This window comes from Parabacteroides sp. CT06, assembly GCF_002257605.1.
Taxonomy (GTDB): Bacteria; Bacteroidota; Bacteroidia; order Bacteroidales; family Tannerellaceae; genus Parabacteroides; species Parabacteroides distasonis.
In genome coordinates this window covers 450,994-475,437 of sequence record NZ_CP022754.1, presented here as the reverse complement: position 1 = coordinate 475,437, position 24,444 = coordinate 450,994, and the positions used below count along the sequence as shown (strand labels likewise).

Sequence of the window (24,444 nt, the reverse complement as noted above, 5' to 3'; positions counted from 1 at the left end):
AAAATTAGGGAATAATCCGCGAATCCGAAACCTATTTACTACTTTTGCACTCGGAATCCGTACAAACGGATGTTTTTTTAACAGGACAGAAGAAGTAATGAAGACACAAGAAATACGTATCGAAGATTATAACTATTCGTTACCGGACGAACGAATCGCGAAGTTTCCATTGCCTAAAAGGGATGAGTCCAAACTTTTACTCTACCGTAACGGGGAAATAAGCGAAAGTATCTTTAAGCATATCACGGATTATCTTCCCCAAAACAGCTTGATGGTATTCAATAATACCCGGGTCATACAAGCCCGCCTACTTTTCCAGAAAGAGACCGGCGCACGCATCGAGATTTTCTGCTTAGAGCCCATCGAGCCTCATGATTACGCCTTGATTTTTCAAGAGACCCGACGCTGTAGCTGGACTTGCTTGGTTGGCAACCTTAAGAAATGGAAAGAAGGCACTTTATCCAAAACGATCTTCATTAAGGATCAACCGGTCGTGCTGACAGCGGATAAGAAAAAGTCTCATGGTGACACACATTTGATCGAATTCACATGGGATAACGAGACTTATACATTCGCCGATATCTTGGATGCCGCCGGGGTCTTGCCGATTCCTCCTTATTTACACAGAGAAACAGAGAAGAGCGACCTACAGACCTATCAAACGGTTTATTCTAAGATAAAAGGCTCCGTCGCCGCACCGACCGCCGGACTTCATTTCACTTCGGAAGTACTTGCCGATATAGATGCTCGGGGCATCGGGCGGGAAGAAGTCACCTTGCATGTCGGAGCGGGTACCTTTAAACCGGTAAAAAGCGACACGATCGAAGGGCACGAGATGCACACGGAATTTATCTCCGTCCGCCGCAGTTCCATCGAACGTATCAAAAGCAACCTTGGAAATATCATCGCCGTAGGAACGACTTCCGTACGGACCTTGGAAAGTCTCTATTACATGGGCGTGATCCTAGATAATAACCCCGAAGCGACTTCCGAAGATCTCGTCGTAAAACAATGGATGCCTTACGACATGAATAACAACCGGCTGACAGCGGAGCGTTCCCTTCAAAACATCCTCGATTATCTGGATAAGCATGATGCGGATACGCTGGTAACGGCTACACAAATCATCATCGCCCCGGGCTATGAGTTCAAGATCGTAAAAGGAATCGTCACCAACTTCCACCAGCCCAAAAGCACCTTGCTCTTGCTGATCTCCGCTTTCGTAAAAGGAAACTGGAAATCCATCTATGAGTATGCCTTAGAGCACGATTTCAGGTTTCTAAGTTATGGGGATAGTTCCTTGTTAATATAGATGCATGTAAAATACGAGCCGAATGGTGAACAGTTAAAATATCTATTCGGCTCTCATTAACCACTCTGTAAACAATCCGGTAATGATTCATCCGGATAAGCTCTCTTATAGTCGTATCTTGAAACTCCGGAACCATACGCCCGGCCAAAGGAAAACGTTCTAAAACATCTACCGCCGCAAACAATCCACTTACAACTCGGGAGGCATACGAGGTATAACTCTTCTTCTCAATATAATCTCCAATTTCATTAAGGTTTTGGATCGCAAAATCAGTCCATTTTACTTCAACCATTTCGCTAATTTATTCCGGCATTCCAATTTGGTTAACACTTTTCCTTCTTCTGATTCTTTTATTCCAATACAGACCTTATCGACAAAAGACATCTTATCGACAAGCTGGTCCATAGAAAAATGCTCCGGTAATCCTTCCATAGCCATAGCAACTTTTGACTTACTTAATAGATTCATCTGAATAGGTTTCGTTTTCTACAAAGGTAACTGTTTTCTTTCAACATACAATAAGATCCCATACAATTCGTTATATTTGCATGAATATATTCTAGATTGAATGAAAGCACATTTTACTATATATGTTTTATTTTTGCTTATCGTATCTTCCTTGTATTCCTGCAAATCGGCGAAGTTGAGCGATGCCGAGGAGAAGCAGCGTATCGGAGAATACTATGAGGCAGCCGCCATTTATCGTAAGGTTTACACGAAAACATCCCCGAAGAAAAGGGATTTGCGCGGCTATATCGCTTACCGTATGGCCGAATGTAACCGGTTGATCAATAATACGGGGAAAGCGACTAGCGCCTATATGAACGCCATCCGCTATGATTACCCCGATAGCACCGTCTACCTACGCATGGGACAGATGTTACAGAAGACCGGACGTTATCCGGAAGCGATCAAGAACTACGATATCTATATGGAGAACGATCCTAGCAATTTATTAGCCATCAACGGCATACAAGGATGCGAGTTAGCTCCCGGATGGAAAAAGAACCCTACCCGCTACGAGGTAAGACGCATGGATAAATTCAATTCCCGCCGGGGAGAATTCAGTCCGATGCTGGCCGGAGATAAATACGACCAACTATACTTCGCTTCTTCCCGCTCGAAAGACAAAGACGCAAAAGTTAGCGCCATCACCGGGCAAAATAACAATAACCTCTTCCTTGTCAAGCAAGACGAGAAAGGGGCTTGGCTAGCTCCCGTAGAGCTTGAAGACGAGGTGAATACGGAATACGACGAAGGAACCCCCTCTTTCTCCCCCGATGGAAACACGATGTATTATACCTATTGCGCCCAAGATCCGGAAGGCCCTCGTACCGCCGAGATTTACATATCTACCCGAAGCAGCGCCAAATGGGGAAAAGGAACCCGTGCGACGATCGTAAAAGACTCGGTTACCGCCCTCGGCCATCCTTCCATCTCGCCGGACGGCAAATACTTGTATTTCGTATCCGACGCCGTGGGCGGTTTCGGTGGCAAGGATATTTTCCGTGCCCGGGTAGCGGGAAACGATTTCGGCCCGATGGAGAACCTAGGAGAAGAGATCAACACCCCGGGAGACGAGATGTTCCCGTATGTCCGGGATTCCGTCACCCTTTATTTCGCGTCCAACGGACATCCGGGAATGGGTGGTCTCGATCTGTTCAAGGCCACGCAAGACAGTACAGGGAAGTGGAAGGTCGAGAACCTAGGCGCTCCCATCAACTCTATGGCAGACGATTTCGGTATCACCTTCGCCGGAAAAGAGGAACGGGGCTTCTTCTGCTCCAACCGCAACGACGCACGGGGCTATGACCATATATATTCCTTTGAACGGCCTACGATCACCATCTTCATCGAAGGAATCGTAAACGATGTCGATGAATATCCGATCGAGGACGCTACCGTACGCATCGTCGGAAAAGACGGACTGAACGTGAAAGTCCCGGTCAAGAAAGACGGTACCTATCGTGTCGAGTTGGAACGGGACATCCGTTATGTCATGATGGCCAGCGCCCGTGGTTACCTCAACCAGAATTATGAATTGCATACCGGCCCCGAGGAGAAAAACGAGACATATATCGTGGATTTCTTCCTCTCTCCGATCAGCAAGCCGGTTGTTATCGATAACATTTTCTACGATTTCGATAAAGCGACCCTTCGTCCGGAATCCAAGAAAGCTTTGGACGAGATGATCAAGATGCTGAACGATAACCCGAACGTAACGATCGAACTGGGTGCCCACACGGACCGGAAAGGTACGGACCAGTATAACGAGCGTTTGGCTCAACGCCGTGCGCAATCGGTCGTGGATTACCTAATAGCGGGAGGTATCGAGGCGGCTCGTCTGGAAGCGAAAGGATATGGAGAAAGCGTTCCCAAGACGATCAACAAGAAGATGGCTAAACAATTCGATTTCTTGAAAGAAGGCGATGTGCTTACCGAGGAATTCATCCTTGCCCTGCCGCCGGAACAGCAAGAGATCGCCGACCAGATCAACCGCAGAACGGAATTCAAGGTCTTACGTACAAACTATAACTTATTTTGAGGGAGCAAAGAGCGTGATCTCCTTAAAAGAGACTGGCCAATCGATCGCACTCATCAGCACATCGAAGGACAGGCGTTGCTGATAAGAGACCGAGGACTCCCTTGAATACAAGTCATGAGCTACCAAACCGATCATCATCTTAACCTTATAATGCAATTCCTTGGATAGTACCAAGCAGGCAAGTACACTCAAATCTCTCGCTTCTTCCCAATCCCGATCCGCAAAACACATCTCCCTTTGAAGTGCCGGATAATGACGAGTCCGCATGATCAGATCCGGATCACGGACCTCACACGCACCTTCCACTACATCCAATAATATACGACAGACAGCCAAACGTTGCTTTTTAATTACCTCCATATACGTTTCCCTCAAACCGGACCGTTCACCTTGTTCGGTATTTCTATATGCTACAAAAAAGAAGCGTGGGAACTGTTAATCTACTATTCGAAACTGAGGCATCGCCAAACACCCATCGGACAAATAATAAACAACAGCCCACGCCTTATTACGTATACTATTAGGCAGTATATATAACAAGCGTGAGCGTTTAGTTGCCTATTATCTCTGTCCGACTTGAAACTTGGCGATTTTCAGTTCCAAAGATAATATCTTAAACGCTTATCGTAATCACACTTTGATTCATAAACCCTTGAATTTCCACAAGAGTTTACTTTATCGATACAAATATAACGCTTTTTCTCATACATCATATGGATTTATTTTTCTCTTTTAAAATCTATTGGGAAAAGATAGCGTATACTCTCTAGCGATAAATTCTTCCACTATAAACAAGATGCTTCCGTGAGTAAAAAAGAGAAGCGCATATACATACTATTCAATGTATATGCGCCTCCACCATTATTTGGATATTTCCAAATCCGGAACTTTCTTCCTTATTTACTCTACCGAGAACTTATAAATACACTCACTCGCATATTTCTCGCCCGGACGAAGCACTACACTCGGGAATGCCGGTTGGTTCGGGCTATCCGGGTAATGTTGAGTCTCCAGACATAGGGCGCCACGATGTGGGTAAACCACACCTAACTTGCCTTTATCACCCGCTTTCGTCATTGAGTTGCCGGCATAGAATTGAAGACCCGGCTCATTGGTGTAAACTTCCATAACGATACCGCTTGTCGGAGATACAACTTTAGCGGCTACCTTATTGATATCGCCGGCGGCGTTCAAAATCCAGTTATGATCGTAACCACCACCATAAACCAATTGCGTAAACGGATTGTCGATATCAGCGCCTACCACTACCGGTTTGCGAAGATCCATCGGTGTGCCTTCCACGGGTTCGATACCGGTCGGGATCAAAGTCTCGTCCACCGGGTTATATGTATCCGCATCGATCATGATCGTATGATCCATGATTTGCGAGCCGGGGACACCGGAAAGATTGAAATAACTATGGTTTGTCAAATTCACGACAGTAGGTTTATCCGTCGTAGCCTCGTACTTAATATCAACGGCGTTATCATCCGTCAACTTATAGATCACCTTGATATCCAGATTACCGGGGAAACCTGCCTCACCGTCTTTCGATAGATAAGTCAACTCCAAGGTTTGGTCATCGACCTGTTTCGCGTCCCAAACTACCGCATGATATCCCTTCGGACCTCCATGCAAGCAATGGCCGTTATTATTCTGCGGAAGTTGATACTCCGTTCCGTCCAACGTAAACTTACCATTCGCGATGCGGTTGCCATAGCGTCCGATCAAGGCACCATAATTCATGTCTGGGTTCGCCACGTATTGCGCGATATTATCGTAACCCAGCACCACGTCCGTCATCTTACCGTTCTTATCAGGCACCATCACGGAAACCAAGCGTCCGCCCCAATTCGTTACGCAAGCCTCAGCCCCTTTCTTATTCTTCAACACATACAAAGCAGTCGGCTTACCATCTACCTCAGATACAAAATCCGACTTCATCAAACCAGAAAGAGTGGCCTCTTCCGTAGCCGCCTCCTTCTCATTCTTACCTCCGCATGACAATAACATACACATTGCCATGACCGCAAAACAAAGTTTTTTCATCTCTTTCCTTTAAAATTAATAAATGTTATTCTTCGGGCAAAGATACGCATTCTATCCACATGAGGTCCAATATCCTTACGCATTTTCTCGGGAATCCTTACCGATTTCCTCCCGAAGTACTACACTCTTCCTCTTGACATCTTAATCATCCACCAATTGGTGGATGATCATGCAACAGCCGTTGGAAGATCATGCAACAGTTGGTAGATGATCATCCAACAGATGATAAATAAGCTATACCTTCATACAAATCCCCTAATACCTCCCGAAGAAACCGCCAAGGATACATGAAGAAACCGTTTGAATCCTCAACCGATTTCATATTTTGACCCGTTATTCTAGTATAATACGATTCACTTTTGTACATTTGCACACTATTGTAATAAGTGAGTAATGAAACAATATTTAGAGCTGCTCAATAGAGTGCTTACCGAGGGAGTTAGAAAAGAAGACCGGACGGGTACGGGAACGATCAGCGTATTCGGTCATCAGATGCGGTTCAATCTGGAAGAGGGATTCCCGCTACTCACTACCAAGAAGCTGCATCTGAAGTCTATCATCTACGAATTGTTATGGTTCCTGAATGGAGATACCAACGTAAAATATCTGCAAGATCATGGCGTACGCATCTGGAACGAGTGGGCCGACGCGGATGGTAGCCTTGGGCATATATACGGTTACCAATGGCGGTCATGGCCGGATTATAAAGGAGGATCTATCGACCAGATCACCGAGGCCGTGGAGACGATCAAGCATAACCCGGATTCACGACGAATCATTGTAAGCGCATGGAACGTGGCGGACTTAGACAACATGAACCTGCCTCCTTGCCACGCTTTCTTCCAGTTTTACGTGGCGAACGGACGGTTGAGCCTACAATTGTATCAACGTAGCGCGGATATTTTCCTTGGCGTTCCGTTCAACATTGCCTCCTATGCCTTGTTATTACAAATGATGGCACAAGCTACCGGCCTTAAAGCGGGAGATTTTGTTCATACGTTGGGAGACGCCCATATCTACAGCAACCATTTGGAGCAAGTTAAGTTACAATTGACACGTGAGCCACGTGCGTTGCCCCGTATGGAGATCAACCCGGACGTAAAGAGCATCTTCGATTTTAAGTTCGAGGATTTCAATTTGACCGGATACGACCCACATCCCCACATCAAGGGAGAAGTGGCCGTCTGAGAATTGGCAGTTGACGATGGACAGTTGACAGTTAATTCATAAATCATAAATTACAAATCATAAATCAATAAGTCTATGAGTACAATTTCTATCATCGCAGCAATCGCAGATAAAAGCGCGATCGGAAAGAATCAGCAATTATTATGTCACATGCCTTCAGACATGAAGCGTTTCAAGGAATTAACCACGGGACATGCGGTAATCATGGGACGTAAGACATTCGAGTCTCTCCCTGTAGCGCCACTGCCCAATCGGAAGAATGTCGTATTGACGACTATGCCCGAAGCTGGTTTTGTGAATTGTTTCGCTTGCGAGTCTATGGGGGCCGCTCTGGATTTATGTGAGAAAGAGGACGAGATATTCATCATTGGCGGTGCGTTGGTCTACAGACAGGCTTTGAGAATAGCCGACAAGATGTATATTACCCGCATCCATCATGAGTTTCCCGACGCTACCTCGTTCTTTCCCGTCGTAAACTGGGACCTTTGGGAAGAGACTGAACGTGAGGAGTATCCCGCAGACGAGAAGAACCCTTACCCCTACACCTACATCACCTACGTGCGCAAAAAATAAACATTAACGTACGTTTTACAACTTTTTGCTCTTTCTTTGTATCTATATAGGAAAGGTTTATTGTTAAACTTATAAAACCCAAAAGATATGAAGATAAGAGCAATTATTTTATCTGCCCTGATACTTTGCGGCATCTCGGCGGTTATTATGTATAGCCGGGCCGCCCAGCCTCTACAAAAAAGTTCTGTTATCACGCAAGCTATAAACGATAAGAATACCCCTATGGTGATCAAGAATCTTATCCTTAAAATGAAAGAACAGATGGAGGTAAACGATGATCAGTTCCCGGAACTGATCAAGGAGGTGGAGAATTACACCAACAGTTGCGCCGACTCGGCTTCCGTGGCGGTATTACATTCCATGTTGGCGGAGATGTATCAGAACTACTTCCAACGGAACCAGTGGACCATCAACCAAAGAACCCAATTAAGCGGTTATATCCCGGAGGATATCCGGGTATGGACTTCCAACTTATTCACGGATAAGATCAAGGAAGAGATCGATTTATCATTGCGACCTACGGCTTTATTGCAAAATACGCCTGTCAGCAAGTTCAAGGATATTCTGGAGATCGGAAAGGACTCGCAAACCCTGCGTCCGACCCTCTATGAGTTCCTTGCCTTCCGGGCACTGGACATCCAACCGACCGTACAGATCTATAAAGACTTGATCGCCTTTCAAAATAAGGAGCCGAATATGAAATCGGTCCTCCTTACGGAATTGGATTACCTACGATTCCTTTACGGGGATAAAAGGGATAAAGAGTCTTTTGAGGCTTACATGAACGCATTGGATGAGCTTTACAGGAACTTAGCTTCTCAAAACTATGCCGCCGAGATCTTAATCGCTAAATTGGATTTGGTTAGCGGCAGTATGTTTCGTTACGTCTCTACCCAATGGGATTCTATCAAAGCGGAAGAGGTGAAACTATGCGAGGAGGGTATCAAACGATATTCCGGTTACCCTCGCACGGCTATCTTAAAGAATCGCTTGGCGCAATTGGAACAACCTACTTTATCCGCATCTACAAACAATACGGTTTATCCGGGACAGCAACTGGGGATCAAGCTGGAATATAAGAATGTACAGAAAGTCATCGTACAAATCTATCGAAGCTCGAAAACACCTTTACAAGCGGCAGCCCATACATCCGCAAAAAAATCAAGTAGCAGCACCTTGGGACAACTTGTAAATGAGAAGACATTCTCTTTGCTACTGCCCAACACCTATTCGCAGCAAGATACGACCTTACATATATCTATGGATCAACCGGGATTGTATGAATGTGTCGTAACCGTACCCGGACAACAGCTAAAGACGATCAATACGGTTAGCGTAACCCGATTGGCCGCAATCTATCGTAATCTTTCCGGTAATAAACAAGAGGTCATGGTTACCGACTATCTTAGCGGGAAACCTGTTGATGGGGCTATCGTTACCTATTACGGAGGTCAGCGTCGTAGCTTGCAAGAACTGGGTACCGTCAAGACAGACCGGGAAGGCTTGGCCACGCTTCCGGCGAACAGTCAAGTATTGGCGTTCCAAGCTAGCAGACCGGGAGATACCAACGCTATGTTGACAAATATCTATCCGATGGGTTCCGGCCGTCGATCGGAAAAGAACCCGGTAGAAGTCTCAATCTTTACGGATCGTGGGCTTTACCGTCCGGGACAAACCATTTTCTTCAAAGGTCTCGCCTATGTAAAAGACTCGAACGACCCGCATGCCGTGGCCGGACAGCCTTTTACGGTGACCTTATACGACGCTAACGGGAAAGAGATAGCCCAGAAGAAAGTCACGACCAATGAGTTCGGTTCTTTTAACGGAGAGTTCTCCCTCCCCAAACAGACCCTAAGCGGCGTCTTCCGGTTAAGTACCGGACAGATGAGCGTATATATTCATGTAGAGGAATACAAACGTCCGACTTTCCAAGCGTACTTCCTCCCGATCAAGGGCGATATCGCTTTCGGCGATTCCGTTACCATACAAGGCAAGGCGGCTACATTCTCCGGCGTGTCGCTACCCAGCGGAGATGTCACTTGGCGTATTACACGCAGGCCCTTCCTGTTGTGGAGGTATTTCCGTCCGAGCGCTCCGACACAAGTTGCGGAAGGGAGTACCACCCTTTCCAGCGATGGGACATTCAGCGTATCTTTCCGTCCCCAAAAAGAGGAGGATACGAATCCATACGCTTCCGCATACCAGACCTACGAGGTATCGGCTACCGTAACCGATAGCAAGGGAGAGACCCAAGAGGCGAATTACACCTTCTCGGTAGGAGAATCCAGTATCGTCTTATTCACGAACCTACCGCCACAAATCGAGAAAGACTCGGTAAAAGCCGTAGTCGAAGCCCGGACAATCAATGGGGAGATGGTTTCCACCTCCGGTACTTTCAAGATCGTAGAACTGATCGCAAACCGATCCGATAAGAATAGCGGAGAGAGCTATCAAGAAGGCAAGCAAGTAGCTTCCGGTAGCTTTACCAGTGGCAAAGAGATCAGTCCGGCTATTTTCAACCCATTGTCCTCCGGGCGTTACCGTATTTTAGTAGAAGCCAAAGATAGCCAAGGACGGCAGAGTAAGAACCAGTCCGATTTCATCCTATACGGAAAGAACGACAAGCGTCCTCCCGTATTTACCCATACTTGGCTGCTGAAAGAGAAGACAACTTGTTTACCCGGGGAGGAAGCGGAGATCGTATTCGGCACCTCCGACAAGGACGCCTACGTGCTCTATGAATGGTTTGCCGGAAATAACCGCATCCATCACGAGTTGATAAAGCTAAGCGACGCGAACCATCGGTTTAAGATCCCGTTCAAGCCGGAATATGGAGAGGGAATCATCGTATCCTTTACGTTCGTAAAAGAGGGTGAGCTATATATTACCCAAGTACCCGTACAGCTTCAGCTACCCAACCGGCAGTTGACCATCAAGCCGATAACCTTCCGGGATCGTTTACTTCCGGGAAGTAAAGAGAGCTGGAAATTCCGTATCACCGACGCGGACTCCACGATCGTATCCGCCGAGGTACTGACCAGCATGTATGATGCCTCGCTAGATAAAATCATACCATTCAATTGGTATTTCTCCCCGCGGCGAACGATCTTGCTACAAGCTCCCCGTTTCTCAACCGGAGCCGGATTCCAGCGTAGTTATCAATATGACCAGACAGAGGCCAAGTATATAAAAGTACCTCAATATCAGTATGACCGTTTAAATTGGTTCGGTCTATTCAATGAGATTGTCATACGAGGATACGGTTCCAGCAACCGGGCTTTCGCCACGGGTGGTATCATGCTGAAATCTGCGGCAGCCCCAGTAGTGGCGGAATCCATGAACATCATGGAAGACAGCGCCGTGTTAGAAGAGCCTAGTGTGGAATCTACGGAAGGGGAACCCGTGTTCAGCCTATCCGATCCTTTCGCCAAAGAGAGCAGCCAGCCGATAAGTCCGGAGCAAATCCGGCAGAACTTTGCGGAAACCGCCTTCTTCTACCCGACCTTACAAACGAACGAGGAAGGAGACGTATTCGTAAATTTCACCCTGCCGGAAAGTAATACGACTTGGAAACTACAGCTATTGGCCAACACCCAAGACCTAAAATACGGTCTGCTTACGAAAGAGGTCATTAGCAGCAAACCCTTGATGGTTCTACCGAATCTGCCTCGTTTCGTCCGCCAAGGGGATGAGGTCAGCATCAGCACGCAAGTCATCAACAATTCCAAGGAAGCGGTATCCGGCCGTGTACGTATCGAGCTATTCGATCCCGCTACAGACCAACCGATTATCTGCTTGAGCAAGTCACAACGTCCGTTTGAGTTGCAACCGGATAGCATCGCTACTGTAAGCTGGATGATCCCGGTCCCCAAACAGATCAACCTACTGGGCGTACGTATCCTAGCCGACTCTGAAAAGGGAAGCGACGGGGAGCAGCAGATCGTACCTGTTCTTTCCAATCAATTGCTCATCACGGAAAGTACCCCGTTCTATTTGCTCAAGGAAGGAGAGAAACAAATCCGTATCTCCGGGAACTCGGAGGGAGCGACACCATTCCGTCTCACGCTGGAGATGACCGGGAATCCGATTTGGTACGCGGTACAGGCATTACCGACGATCACACAGCCGAACAATGATAATATCTTATCTTGGTTTGCCGCTTATTACAGCAATACGTTGGCTTCCTATATCGCCCAAGCCCATCCCCGCATCCAGAAAGTGATCAACCAATGGACCGCTCAAGGAGGGAATGCCTCTACTCTCTATTCAAACTTGGAAAAGAACCAAGAGCTGAAGAACATACTCTTGGAGGAGACGCCTTGGGTACTAGCCGCCGATAACGAGACAGAGCAAAAACAACGCTTGTCTTTATTGTTCGACCTAAACCGTGCGGACGGATTACGGGAAGCGGCCTTGCAACAACTGATCCAACAACAGAACGAAGAGGGTGGATGGAGCTGGTTCAAAGGTTTCCCCGCAAGCCGTGCGATCACTCTTTCTATCCTGAAAGGTATGTCACAGCTTGTACAGCTAAACGCGATCCAATATGGGCAAGCGGAGAAAGAGATGCAAATGAAGGCCCTCAAGTTCTTGGACAAAAGTATGCAAACGGATTATGAGAACTTGCTGAAATACGATAAGAAATGGCAAAACGCATGGCCCTCGCCGGAGCAGGTAGAGTTCTTATTCGTCCGCAGTTCCTACCGGGATATCCCGGAACTGGGAGACGCCCGGGAAGCGATCCGTTTCTATACGAACCAAGCGGAGAAGCACTGGAATCAATATTCCTTAATCAGTAAGGGCGAAATCGCCTTGTTAATGCATCGAAACGGTAAAAAGGAGGTGGCGACAGCGATCCTGACATGGCTAAAGAAGACCGCTACGATCTCCGAGGAGAAAGGTATGTATTGGGCAAACAACCGCAGGGGGAGTGATTATTTCACCTCACCGATCGACACGCATTGCTTATTAATGTCCGTCTTTAACGAGATCGCACCGGATACCCAGAATACAAACCGGATGAAACAATGGTTGCTAAACCAGAAACGTACACAAAACTGGGAATCCGTACCCGCCACGGTAAACGCCATTTACGCCTTGCTACTCACGGGTAGCGATTGGCTGAACACGCAAAACACCTGTGTAGCGACATGGGACGGCAAGACCTATAGTACCGCGGAAGGGGAAATCGCCACCGGTTACCTCAAAACGATACTTCCGAACGAGCCGGCAAATAATTCCGCCAACCCCGTGCTCTCGATCCGCAAGGAAGGAAACACGCCGGCATGGGGAGCTGTTTACGAGCAATACTTCCAAGAGATCGACAAGGTAAAAGGACAAAAAGGGGTGTTGAGTGTCGAGAAGAAATTATTCGTCGAGACCAATAACGGTACCAACCGCCAAATCCGTCCCGTAACACCGGAGCAACCGCTCCGCATCGGAGACAAGGTAATCGTTCGGCTAACGATCCGGACAGACCGTGAAATGAATTACGTATTCTTGAAAGATCTACGTGCGGGCTGCTTCGAACCGGCCGATCAACTTTCCGGCCCGGAATCAAGAGACGGTATCTGGTATTACAGATCCCCGAAAGACGTATCCGAGAATTTCTTCATCAATCGTCTGCCGGAAGGTACGTTCGTCTTGGAATATCCGGTCTACGTATCCCGTAGCGGCGAATACGCCGGAGGTATCAGTACGATTCAATGTATGTACGCCCCGGAATTCGTGTCGCACACCGCCGGAGAAAGCTTGCGGATCATGCCCTAAACAAGCCTTTTCTTACAATGCCCGTTCTAACCTCCTTACAATGCCCAGTATAAGGAGGTTAGAATGGGCACCGTAAGAAGGTAAGAATAGGCATCGCAAGAAGCGTTATCTTCCTCTAATTTTCAGTTTTCAATTCTCAACTTTCAATTGAAATGACTATCTTTGTAATTCGAATTAAAACTAAACGATAAGATGAAACAAATAGTTTTTATTTTCATGGCGATCCTGTTAGCGACAGGAATGGCTTCGGCTCAGAAGAAAGCAGTTATTTCCGCGGAAACAACCAGTTTCGACTTCGGTACCATCAAGGAAGCGGACGGAAAAGTATCCCATACGTTTGAAGTATCCAATACGGGCGATATGCCTCTGGTCATTACACGTGTAATCGCGTCTTGCGGATGTACGACCCCGGAATGGCCGAAAGAACCGGTAGCTCCGGGTAAGAAAGCCCAGATCAAGGTTACTTTCGATCCGGCAGGACGTCCGGGTCCTTTCACGAAGACCATTTCCGTATACAGTAACGGGAAAACCGGAAGCTTCATCATGAACATCCGGGGAGAGGTTGAATAAGAAATACGTAAAAAACCCCCAATTGGAATGCTGAATATAAAAAGGTTGATCCTTGCTCTTACAGCAATTATATCTATAACGACAGCTTGGGCACAACAAGGCGCCCAAATCTTGTCGGACGAGTTGACTTATAATTTCGGGACAATAGCCGAGGCCGATGGATTCGCCAGTCATACTTTCACGATAAAGAATACGGGAGACGCCCCTTTGGTCATTACCCGTGTTACCGCGTCATGCGGTTGTACACGGCCAGAATGGACTAAGTCGCCGATCGCTCCCGGTAAGACCGGTGAAGTTAAGATAACGTATAATCCGAAAGGACGCCCCGGCCCGTTTTATAAAACCGTATCGATATTCAGCAATGGGAAGAAAGGGAGTTACAGCCTAGCCATTAAGGGAAATGTCACCCCGAAACCTTCGCAGCCGGTCTTTACGTATCCTTATTCTATCGGTGATCTGAAGCTGCATACGAAGACTGTTCTATTCAGCAGTATCCGTCCGGAGGAAACGTTGGGCGAGAAGATCAACATTAAGAACGAGGGAAAGACCTCGGCTACGATTCATCTGGGTAAAGTACCTCACTACCTTAACGTACAGGTGAACCCGGCTACCCTTCAACCGGACGAGGTCGGTGCCATTACGATCCTTATGGATGCCAAGGTCCTGAAGCGGAAAGGACGAGTCTCTACGCTTTTGCCGATCATGATACAGAGCGCCGGAAAGAAGGAAGTATCCGGAGAGATCCAGATCTCCGCCAACGTGATCGATAATTTCAGCAAACTATCCGCTGCGGATAAAGCCCAAGCCCCGATAGCGGAATTATCCGGCACTTTACTGGAATTCGGCAAGCTACCGAACAAGAAAAGTATCGTTCCGTTGATCGGTGGTAAGGTATCGGGTACGTTTGAGATTACGAATGCCGGAAAGACTCCGCTCACGATCTACAGCGTCACTTGTGATGATGAGCGTGTCGATTTGTCCGGCGGCAAGAAAGAACTTAAACCGGGAGCGACCGCTACTTTCAAAGTAACCTTGCGACCGAAAGAGATAAAGACAAAACTTGAAGCACTTATTAATGTCGTATGCAACGACCCGAACGGGCCTATCCGCTTGATCAAGGTGACGGCATACAAATAATAGATTGATATGGAACATCCAGAAAACGATGATCAGTACAAGGGATTGAAAGTGAATAAGGGCATTGCGGATGTCCCTACCGTAAATCCTTATATAAAAAAGCGTGTCCAACGCAAGGTATATACGCCTTCCGAATTCGTGGAAGGTATCTTAAAAGGGAATATCACGATACTCAGTCAAGCAGTTACCTTGGTGGAAAGCTCCAAGCATGAGCACCAACAGGTGGCGCAGGAGATTATCGAGAAATGTTTGCCTTTCGCCGGGAAATCGGTTCGTATCGGTATTACGGGTGTTCCCGGAGCGGGAAAGAGTACCTCTATCGACTCTTTCGGTATGCACTTGATCAACCAAGGGCGTAAGCTTGCCGTACTAGCGATCGACCCGAGTAGCGAACGCTCGAAAGGTAGTATCCTAGGAGATAAGACTCGTATGGAGGCCTTGTCGAGAGAGAAAAACGCCTTTATCCGTCCTTCACCATCCGCAGGCTCCTTAGGGGGGGTCGCCCGTAAGACCCGTGAGACGATCGTATTATGCGAGGCCGCCGGTTTCGATACCGTATTCGTAGAGACCGTGGGTGTCGGACAAAGCGAGACGGCCGTACATTCGATGGTGGACTTCTTCCTGTTGATTCAATTGGCCGGTACCGGAGATGAGTTGCAGGGTATCAAACGAGGTATCATGGAAATGGCGGACGGTATTATTATCAATAAGGCGGATGGAGACAATATCGAAAAGGCGAATCTCGCCGCCGCTCAATTCCGGAACGCCTTACATCTTTTCCCACCTTCGGAATCGGGCTGGTTCCCGAAAGTATTGACTTATTCCGGCTATTACAACCTAGGTATCAAAGAAATATGGGATATGGTCGGAGAGTACATGGAGTTCACCAAAAAGAACGGCTACTTCGATTACAAACGTAACGAGCAAGCTAAATACTGGATGTACGAAAGCATCAACGACACGTTGCGGGATAAGTTCTATCATAACCCGGCGGTAGAAGGCATGCTGGAACAAACGGAGAAGCAAGTCTTGAACAACGAGATCAGCTCTTTCGTGGCAGCCAAACGGATGATCGATCTGTTCTTGGATAATATCGCTACGAAATAGGTATAAAAGCATAAGAGTGTCGCACGATCTGATCATGCGACACTCTTTTTTACTTGAACCTTACATCGACTCCTTTGTCTTCTTTCGCTTTCACGGCCAACGCACGCCCTTGTCTCTTTACCTCTCCTGTGATGAATTCAGGTATATTGTAGGATTTCATAAAACGAAAATAAAAATCCGTATCCTTCTGAGGTAACAGGAAAGGTTTGCAAGCCTGTCCTTTCCCATCAATATAAGCGATGAACGGCCTTGTATACAAACCATCCATCCGACGGCTGCTAAACACGATCCAACGGCTATCGCTACTCCATGAATGATAGCTTTCCACATCGTCGCTATTCGCCGCCTCCAATGGATAACTTTGCAGAGTCGATAAATCAATCATGTACAAATCAGCATCCTTATGCCAAATAGAGAAATTTCCATAACCGGACAAGGTATAGAGCAAATACTTTCCATCCGGGGAAACCCGGGGAAAAGAAACGCTTTTATCGATCTCCGATGCCTTATATAAAGTATCGACTACCGTCCCGAAACGGCGTGTAGCGGGATCGAACGAGACTGAGCATAGATCGTATCTCACTTGATCGTATTCTTTGGGCATCGTACGGGCTTTAGCCGAACAGAAATAGAGCGTATTTCCATCCGGGGAAAATGTAGGGAAAGTCTCGAACGCTCCCTCTGAAGACAGCAGCGGAGAAGTCACGATCTCATGCTTTTGCGTATCATAAACGACCACATCCGAGGCCGAGTCGAATACCTCCACCCGATTCCTATCGTTCATATGAAACGCTTGCTTGGTTTTATTCACAGAGAAAGCGACATATTTTCCGGAAGGATGCCAAGAAGGATAGACCAGTGGAGAAAGGGTCTGATCGGTCTTCGTATTCAGCTTCTCCACTTTATCTCCATCGATCAATAAGGTACAAGAGTAGGTCTCACGCATATGGAAAAGCATTTTCTCCGGATTCTGCATACAGAAAGAATGGCAGTTCATACAGTTATTGCCGCTCATCTTATTTTCGATGATCGCGTTCTCCGTATAATTTTCCAAGTTACGTTGATAGATACCCATACGGTTCCACAACTCATAGCCCGGTTCGATTAAACGATAAGCCAACCAACCATCGACCGGCTCCTTCGCCACCTTGATGATGAAGGGGACATACGCGATCCATTCATCATTCACGAAGGCTTGTACGGTTACATTCAGATGATTCCCGGAAGCGGCACGCAACAGCCTTTTCCAACCGGAGGCCGGGATCACGAAACAAGCGTCTTTCCCGGTCTTGATCTCTAATTTCTCCGGGCCACATTCGAGAATGGCACGGGCCTCAACGCAAGCATCTTTCAGCTTAAAATTCAAGGGAGCTATATTCGGCGGGATTGTCACATCCACATAATCCGGAAAGATCTCCGGCTTGACTTCCAGATTCTTCTGTATACGTACCGGACCGGAACAAGCCATCAAGCCCAGAATCATCCACAGACATATACATCTTATTATATACATTTTTCTCATCTCCTATTTAAACATATAATAATACCAATAGGTATCGCCATAAGAGCGATACATCAAACCGGGCAGCGCATTACTATTATTCCGCCCAGCGAGCACTTGCCTCTTATAATCGGTGAATCGCCCTACGATAGATTCCGAGACACCGAAACGTTTCCAGTAATCCGGATCTTTCTCCGATAGGATGATGACCGCCTCTTGAAAAGAGACCGGTAAAGAAGGGAGTAAATCCGTTCCGTAATAGGTTTCCACCAACGTCTTAAAGCGCGTCATATCTTTTGCTAAAAGATAGAACACGCCGGCATAGTGGAAAGCGGCTTTATTGGAAGGATTCTGCTCCGCCAAGCGAATCAAGTCCGTGTCGAATCCATCCATCTGGATCAGATGATTCTCAGCTAGCAGGTTCCTGCGCATATTCCCCAATAGAGGATCTGTCTCGACCGCCTCATCATTATACAGGAATTTCCGCTGCGCTTTGGCCCAATCCTTATAATAGAAAGTATTCTCTAAGACAGCGATATATTTCTCCGCGACCGGATAGGCTCCATAAATCAAGTTCGTTTGCACCAAACGTTGCGTCATGCGGGGATTTCCATCACATAAAGCGCCGATATTACTCTCGAATGCCATCTCTTGAGCCGCGGCGACATTTCCCATCGTAAAATAAACATCACTCAACAAGGCGGATATGGTGGTCGATTTATTCCATGCCACCATTAATCCACGAGGCCCGTGCTGCGTGTACTTAAACGCCTCATCCGCCAGAATACCTTTCCGGGCCAAAGCCATATTTTGGTAACATAAATAGAGTTGATTAGTGGTCGGCTCCTTGCATGATACCAAGATCCGGTCCCATTGCTCTGTCCGAGTAAAATAGTCCATCATCTTCAAACGGTATGATTTCTGTTCGCCATATAGATCGAAGCCTTTCCAGAAGATAAGCCCTAAGATAATGAATTGGGAGATTCCCAGCGCTAGACGCTTTTTACCAGCCCATGATTCCTTGTTTTTACAGAGGCAGGTTACAACCAACGCCGCATAGAAAGCGATCCATGAGAAATAAATTACCTTATCCGGCACCAAACGGAAATAATAATAACTATCCGGTAAAAAGACAAAGCGGTATTCTCCGATCACCGAGTAACGCACACATAATCCACCCAAGATCAACACGATCATCGGTAAAATCGCAGAATAATACCAACGGGGCGTCCGGCTCATGGCCTCATATCCGACCATGGATAAGGCAAACAACAAAGAGACCGGCCCGGCCAACCCAAAGAGTAACAGGGAGGCAAACAGACTTGCTATCAAACGAGGTATGAAATTCCTTATCCCTAAAACGAGATATAAAGCAAGCAGCATCATACCGAAGGCGACCGTTCCTTGAAACCTGTAATTAAAATCCCATTGCACAAACAACAAAGATAGGACGGGAAGCCAAGCCCATAAAATACCATGGCTTCGCGGATCGATCCGCTTCAAGATCGCCCAGAACAAGGCCCCTAGGCTTGTCAGCAAGGCTGCCGTTATCATAGCTCCCACATTCGGGATAATGAAGAACTGCACCAAACAACCGGAGAGAACCATCGCTAAACCTCCCGGTTGCATTAACTTATCGATAATAAAAATGGGAGTCAACTGGAATAACTGGTTCTGCTCGACACAGTAAAAGTGGTACTCACTGAATATCCTCAAGAAGATAAACAGAAAGACAAATACGATTACATGCAAGGCCACGCCACTATACTTCTTCATGATATCAGGTTCTTCAAATAAAAACCCGGATGTACGCAATCGCTACATCCGGGTTCCTATTCGTATAAACATATGCCTTATTTAGATTGAAGAAACACGGAGCGTGTTCAACAAATCCCGGTTAATAGGCTTATCATTCTTGATCGCTTTAGAGAACGGTACATAGACGATCTGGTCGTTCTGGATACCCATCATCACGTTACGCTGATCATCCAACAAGGCGTCGATCGCAGCCACGCCCATGCGCGTCGCCAAGATCCGATCTTGTGCCGTAGGAGAACCACCGCGCTGCAAGTGACCTAAGATAGAGACACGCACGTCGAACTGCGGATATTCCTTCTTCACACGCTCAGCGACCCCCATAGCGCCACCGGTTACCTCACTCTCGGCAACCAATACGATACTACTGTTCTTGGACTTACGGAATCCATTCTCGATCATCTCAGCCAATTGATCTTTCTCCAAGGAGATTTCCGGGATAATAGCGGCTTCGGCACCAGAAGCGATCGCTCCGTTCAACGCCAAGAAACCGGCGTCGCGCCCCATAACCTCCACAAAGAACAGACGATCATGCGAGGTAGCCGTATCACGGATCTTATCCACGCATTCCATGATCGTGTTCAAGGCTGTATCATAGCCGATCGTCGTATCCGTGCCATACAAGTCATTATCAATCGTACCCGGCAATCCTACGATCGGGAAATTAAACTCCTGAGCGAAAATACGCGCTCCCGTCAACGTTCCGTCACCACCGATAGCGATCAAGGCATCGATCCCATGCTCTTGCAACTTATCATAGGCCTGTTTTCGTCCCTCGGGAGTCTTGAACTCCACGCAACGGGCGGTCTTAAGGATTGTTCCGCCGCGCTGAATTATATTACTGACATTTTGTGTCTTAAACTCTTCAATCTCATCCAGGATCAACCCTTTGTAACCACGGTAAATACCTTTCACTCTCATTCCGTTATAAATAGCGGAACGTGTTACCGCACGAATAGCGGCGTTCATTCCCGGGGCATCACCTCCGGACGTTAAAATACCAACACACTTTACTGTAGACATAGCGTCATTGATTTTAATGTTCTCCGGCAAAAGTAGTAAATATTTAGTTATCCTTCTGTCTTTCTCCCGGAAAGTTCACGTAATCTTAATCAAAATATCATTCCGAAGCGTTCAATTCCTTGATCCGGACCGCTACTTCCTCCATCAACCACTTGGGAGTGGATGTAGCGCCGCAAACCCCGACCCGGCGCACGCCCTCGGGCAAAGGCTCGGTAATCTCTGATACCTCGGAAATAAAGAGCGTATTCGGGTTCGCTTTCCGGCACTCCTCGAACAGCATCTTCCCGTTGGAACTTTTACGACCAGCCACAAAATAGACCCAATCGTGGCTGGAGGCGAACGCTTTTATATTCGGAAGACGATTCGCCACCTGACGGCAAATCGTATCGTAATAATTAAACTCCACCCCTTCCGCCATCCGCAGCTTGATCTCCGCCACTACCGCCTTAAATCCATCCAAGGACTTCGTGGTTTGGGAAAACAGACTGATCGCACGGGTAAAGTCCAGACGATCGAGGTCTTCTATTTTCTCGATGACAATCGCCGTGCCCTCCGTCTGCCCCACCAAGCCATTCACCTCCGCATGGCCTTTCTTCCCATAGATAACCAACTGGGTGTTATTCGCCCGGGTCTCTTGATAACATTTATGGATCTTGCGCTGCAAACGCAAGACAACCGGGCAAGTAGCGTCTATAATCGTGATATTGTTTCGCTTCGCTAAAGCATAGGTAGAAGGCGGCTCGCCATGCGCCCGGAGCAACACCTTCCGGTCTCTCAACCTTGAAAGTCCCTCATGGTCGATCGTATGCAGCCCCATATGCTCCAACCGCTCCACCTCCAAACTGTTATGAACGATATCGCCTAGGCAATACAGCGTATCCGTATTTCCCAGCTCCCGCTCAGCGCTCTCTATGGCGGTGACAACCCCAAAACAGAATCCGGAATCTTTATCTATCTCGACTTCTATCATATCTATAATATCATTAACAAACAAGCACTTACAGTTTTCTTAATTTTCAATCACAAGAAACTATAGTTTCTTCATAACAAAACTAGAGTTTTCCCTAAGAGAAACTTTTGTTTCCTAGTAACGAAACTATAGTTTTCATTCGAAGAGACAAAAGTTTTCTTTATAGGAAACTCCAAGCACTCGTTTATGAACCGATCGCTTTATGATATTGTTCCAGCAACCAAGCCTTTTGCTCTTCCAAGGTCATATGGGAATTATCCAATACCAAGGCATCATCAGCTTGTCTCAAAGGACTTTCCTCCCGGGTTGAATCTATATAATCCCGCTTCTTCACATTCTCCAGCACTTCCTCGTAAGAAGCGGGGATCCCTTTCGCCTCCAGCTCATCGACCCGGCGCTTGGCACGTACCTCCGGCGAGGCCGTCACGAAAAGCTTCAACTCCGCATCCGGGAATACGACCGTACCGATATCACGGCCATCCATCACGATGCCTTTCGCCTTTCCCATCTCTTGTTGCTTAGCGACCAACGCACGGCGCACAAAGCCTAGAGTGGCTACCGGACTCACTTTATCCGCCACTTCCATACCACGGATCTCTTTCTCTACATTCACACCGTTCAAATAGGTATCCGGCCGGCCGGTCTCCGCGTTCAAACGAAATGAAATATCGATATCATGGATAGAAGCCTTCAGCTCTTCCTCCTTAATCTTCTCTCCCTCAAAAAATCCATGCTGGATGCAATACAAAGTCACGGCCCGATACATGGCACCCGTATCGATATACGTATATCCAATCTCCTTGGCAAGATCTTTAGCCATGGTGCTTTTGCCACTGGAAGAGTGGCCGTCTATAGCGATAACTATTTTCTTCATATATATATTAATGTATAGGTTTATTCTGTCACCTTCTTAAAATCGGCCAAGGTCGTAGATACGCTAATCATCATCGACATGGCGGACGGATGATATTTCGCCAGCGAGAAGCCCACGTCAAACATCTTGATCCTTACACCTGCGCCCGCCGAGAAGCCGGAGAAACTTCCCCCGCCTTTCAACTTCATATCCATATTGACCTTCGGATTGAATCCTACGCCCACCCAAAAGTTCTCGGACGGGATAAAATCCACGCCGATGATAAAATGCTTCGCCAACGTCTTAACGAAAGAATCCCCGTCATACTCTTTATCCGTATTATCGATATAATCGAACTTCCAACGGTTCAAGTATTGGGCCGTCAAAGAAAAACGAATCGGGGCATGCGCCATTTTCTGCGTGATACCCATCTGGATATCCCAAGGCATCTTTTGTCGCTCATCCTCGTAAGCTTTCAGTTGCGCGCCGATATTCTTCAAGGCGAAACCAAAGGAAAAGCCCTTATCCGAATTATAATAACTCAATCCCGCATCCACGCATAAACCGATAGAGGTATAATCAGCCAGCCCCGAATACAAGAACTTCAACGATAATCCACCCCGCCAACGCTCATTCAAGTCACGGGAGTAAAAACCGTTCACGCTGATATCTTTCGCCGACAGGCTCGCTCCGGTCACGACGTTATCCGGTAACACCTCCTTGATATCGCCATAGCTTATAAACGTAGCGCCTACGCCCCAAGCCCCTTTCTCGCCATGCGCTTTCGTGAACAAGGCACTTCCTACGTTGATATCCGAGATGTAATTCATATAATTCAAGTTGATCATCCCATCCATCTCCGCACCTAGCAAGGCCGGATTATGGAAGATAAGCGAAGGGTCTCTTTCTACCAACGCCACGGTATGCCCACCCAAGGCGTTAGCCCGGGTCGAGGTCGGAAAACGTAAGAAAGTATACGCCTCACTCCCGTTTTGCGCTGAGACAGACAGTGTAACAACGAATAAAATCAGTATAAATAGTTTATTTCTCATATTTTCATGCAAAAAATCGTTCAAAGATACATTAATTCGGAAAAATGTTTTTACTTTACACCCGCAAATCTCAGAAATACGGATTTCACATTAACAGAAACGGGAAAAATGCCAAAAAGGTATATTATCGCTCTCATTTTTGTTTGATATATGAAATAATTTGTATTTTTGCAGAAGTGAAAAACACTTATAAATTATTATAAACGTATGGAAATTAAAAAATCACCGAAAGCGGACCTTGAGAGAGGTAAGTCTCTAAGTATCCTGATGGGATTCGTAGTGGGCTTAGCTGTCTTGTTCGTGGGCTTCGAATGGAGCACCCGCGATGTAATGGTCGTTCAGGCTAGCGAGGGTGTAGCAGACATCATCGCCGAGGAAGAAGTGGAAATCACGAGACCGGAGAATACGCCTCCTCCACCTCCACCACCTCCAGCACCAGTTGTAACCGAGGTTTTGAACGTTGTTGAAGACGACGTTGAATTGGAACAGCAAGATATCTTATCATCAGAGGATAATCAGCAAGAGGCTCAAACAGCCGTTTATACACCGCCTGCAGTAGTAGAGGAAGAAGAAGAATCCGCTCAGCAGATCTTTACGGTTGTAGAGGAAATGCCGAAGTTCCCGGGTGGAGACGCTGAGTTGCTGAAGTTTATCGCTAAATCAATCAAGTATCCGGTAATCGCACAGGAAAACGGTATCCAAGGTCGTGTAATCTGCGCATTCGTGGTTAACCGAGACGGATCAGTAGTAGACGCTGAGGTATTACGTGGTGTAGACCCATCATTGGATAAAGAGGCTCTTCGTGTGATCGGTACCATGCCTAAATGGACTCCGGGTAAGCAGAGAGGTAAACCAGTACGTGTTAAGTATACTGTGCCTATCACGTTCAGATTGCAATAGTATAACATTAAACATATCAAAAAGGCTGCTTTATTTTCGCAGCCTTTTTTTATTTCATAACTCCATTAATTGATACAGCT

The 24,444-nt window shown here is 46.9% G+C and carries 19 protein-coding genes; 9 read left to right on the top strand and 10 right to left on the bottom strand.

The features are described from left to right. Positions 1-97 precede the first annotated feature (97 nt). Positions 98-1,312 (top strand): S-adenosylmethionine:tRNA ribosyltransferase-isomerase, encoded by a 1,215-nt coding sequence (locus CI960_RS01915; protein ID WP_008779359.1) that lies wholly within the window; start codon positions 98-100, stop codon positions 1,310-1,312. Here CI960_RS01915 and CI960_RS01910 read toward each other — a convergent pair. After that, complete coding sequence (locus CI960_RS01910) at positions 1,272-1,604, bottom strand: type II toxin-antitoxin system RelE/ParE family toxin (RefSeq protein ID WP_005858874.1); 333 nt, start codon at positions 1,602-1,604, stop codon at positions 1,272-1,274. The two genes, CI960_RS01915 and CI960_RS01910, sit on opposite strands and share 41 nt — an antisense overlap. Next, complete coding sequence (locus CI960_RS01905; RefSeq protein ID WP_005858876.1) at positions 1,592-1,780, bottom strand: hypothetical protein; 189 nt, start codon at positions 1,778-1,780, stop codon at positions 1,592-1,594. Before CI960_RS01905 ends, CI960_RS01910 begins: the two co-directional genes overlap by 13 nt. Before the next feature lie 100 nt (positions 1,781-1,880). On the opposite strand from CI960_RS01905, the gene CI960_RS01900 reads away from it, so the two are divergent. Beyond that, positions 1,881-3,857, top strand: a complete 1,977-nt coding sequence (locus tag CI960_RS01900; RefSeq protein WP_005858878.1) for an OmpA family protein — start codon at positions 1,881-1,883, stop codon at positions 3,855-3,857. Here CI960_RS01900 and CI960_RS01895 read toward each other — a convergent pair. Continuing rightward, positions 3,849-4,217 (bottom strand): hypothetical protein, encoded by a 369-nt coding sequence (locus CI960_RS01895; protein ID WP_005858880.1) that lies wholly within the window; start codon positions 4,215-4,217, stop codon positions 3,849-3,851. The two genes, CI960_RS01900 and CI960_RS01895, sit on opposite strands and share 9 nt — an antisense overlap. A gap of 540 nt (positions 4,218-4,757) precedes the next feature. Continuing rightward, positions 4,758-5,906, bottom strand: a complete 1,149-nt coding sequence (locus tag CI960_RS01890) for an aldose epimerase family protein (RefSeq protein WP_005858883.1) — start codon at positions 5,904-5,906, stop codon at positions 4,758-4,760. Positions 5,907-6,299: 393 nt separating this feature from the next. Here CI960_RS01890 and CI960_RS01885 point away from each other — a divergent pair, with 393 nt between their 5' ends. The 6 genes from CI960_RS01885 (at position 6,300) to meaB (ending at position 16,250) form a co-directional block, all read left to right on the top strand. Then, positions 6,300-7,094, top strand: coding sequence for a thymidylate synthase (locus CI960_RS01885; protein ID WP_005858887.1), 795 nt, complete (start codon positions 6,300-6,302; stop codon positions 7,092-7,094). 75 nt (positions 7,095-7,169) lie between these two features. Then, the gene (locus CI960_RS01880; protein ID WP_005858889.1) at positions 7,170-7,667 is read left to right on the top strand and encodes a dihydrofolate reductase; all 498 of its coding nucleotides are present in this window, start codon (positions 7,170-7,172) and stop codon (positions 7,665-7,667) included. Positions 7,668-7,754: 87 nt separating this feature from the next. Further along, positions 7,755-13,436, top strand: a complete 5,682-nt coding sequence (locus tag CI960_RS01875) for an alpha-2-macroglobulin (RefSeq protein WP_005858891.1) — start codon at positions 7,755-7,757, stop codon at positions 13,434-13,436. Positions 13,437-13,628: 192 nt separating this feature from the next. Continuing rightward, entirely contained in the window at positions 13,629-14,006 is a 378-nt protein-coding gene (locus CI960_RS01870) for a DUF1573 domain-containing protein (RefSeq protein WP_005858893.1), read from the top strand. A 27-nt stretch (positions 14,007-14,033) separates the two neighbouring features. After that, positions 14,034-15,143 (top strand): DUF1573 domain-containing protein, encoded by a 1,110-nt coding sequence (locus CI960_RS01865; protein WP_005858896.1) that lies wholly within the window; start codon positions 14,034-14,036, stop codon positions 15,141-15,143. A 9-nt stretch (positions 15,144-15,152) separates the two neighbouring features. Then, entirely contained in the window at positions 15,153-16,250 is a 1,098-nt protein-coding gene (meaB, locus tag CI960_RS01860; RefSeq protein ID WP_005858898.1) for a methylmalonyl Co-A mutase-associated GTPase MeaB, read from the top strand. Positions 16,251-16,299: 49 nt separating this feature from the next. Here the strand turns inward: meaB and CI960_RS01855 are convergent, their stop codons facing one another. From CI960_RS01855 to porQ, 6 genes are all read right to left on the bottom strand, one after another. After that, the gene (locus CI960_RS01855) at positions 16,300-17,772 is read right to left on the bottom strand and encodes a PD40 domain-containing protein (protein WP_036629077.1); all 1,473 of its coding nucleotides are present in this window, start codon (positions 17,770-17,772) and stop codon (positions 16,300-16,302) included. 3 nt (positions 17,773-17,775) lie between these two features. Further along, the gene (locus CI960_RS01850) at positions 17,776-19,527 is read right to left on the bottom strand and encodes a DUF6057 family protein (RefSeq protein ID WP_005858902.1); all 1,752 of its coding nucleotides are present in this window, start codon (positions 19,525-19,527) and stop codon (positions 17,776-17,778) included. 81 nt (positions 19,528-19,608) lie between these two features. Next, positions 19,609-20,589 (bottom strand): 6-phosphofructokinase, encoded by a 981-nt coding sequence (pfkA, locus tag CI960_RS01845; protein ID WP_005858904.1) that lies wholly within the window; start codon positions 20,587-20,589, stop codon positions 19,609-19,611. Positions 20,590-20,686: 97 nt separating this feature from the next. Next, positions 20,687-21,559 carry a 4-hydroxy-3-methylbut-2-enyl diphosphate reductase gene (locus CI960_RS01840; RefSeq protein WP_005858906.1) on the bottom strand — a complete coding sequence of 291 codons (873 nt, stop codon included), beginning with the start codon at positions 21,557-21,559 and terminating at the stop codon, positions 20,687-20,689. A 184-nt stretch (positions 21,560-21,743) separates the two neighbouring features. After that, positions 21,744-22,433, bottom strand: a complete 690-nt coding sequence (gene cmk, locus CI960_RS01835; protein WP_005858908.1) for a (d)CMP kinase — start codon at positions 22,431-22,433, stop codon at positions 21,744-21,746. A gap of 20 nt (positions 22,434-22,453) precedes the next feature. Then, positions 22,454-23,464: a type IX secretion system protein PorQ gene (gene porQ / locus CI960_RS01830; RefSeq protein ID WP_005858911.1), complete on the bottom strand. Its 1,011-nt coding sequence runs from the start codon at positions 23,462-23,464 to the stop codon at positions 22,454-22,456. 207 nt (positions 23,465-23,671) lie between these two features. Between porQ and CI960_RS01825 the strand changes: the two genes are divergently transcribed. Next, the gene (locus CI960_RS01825; RefSeq protein ID WP_005858914.1) at positions 23,672-24,364 is read left to right on the top strand and encodes an energy transducer TonB; all 693 of its coding nucleotides are present in this window, start codon (positions 23,672-23,674) and stop codon (positions 24,362-24,364) included. The last annotated feature ends 80 nt before the right edge of the window (positions 24,365-24,444 follow it).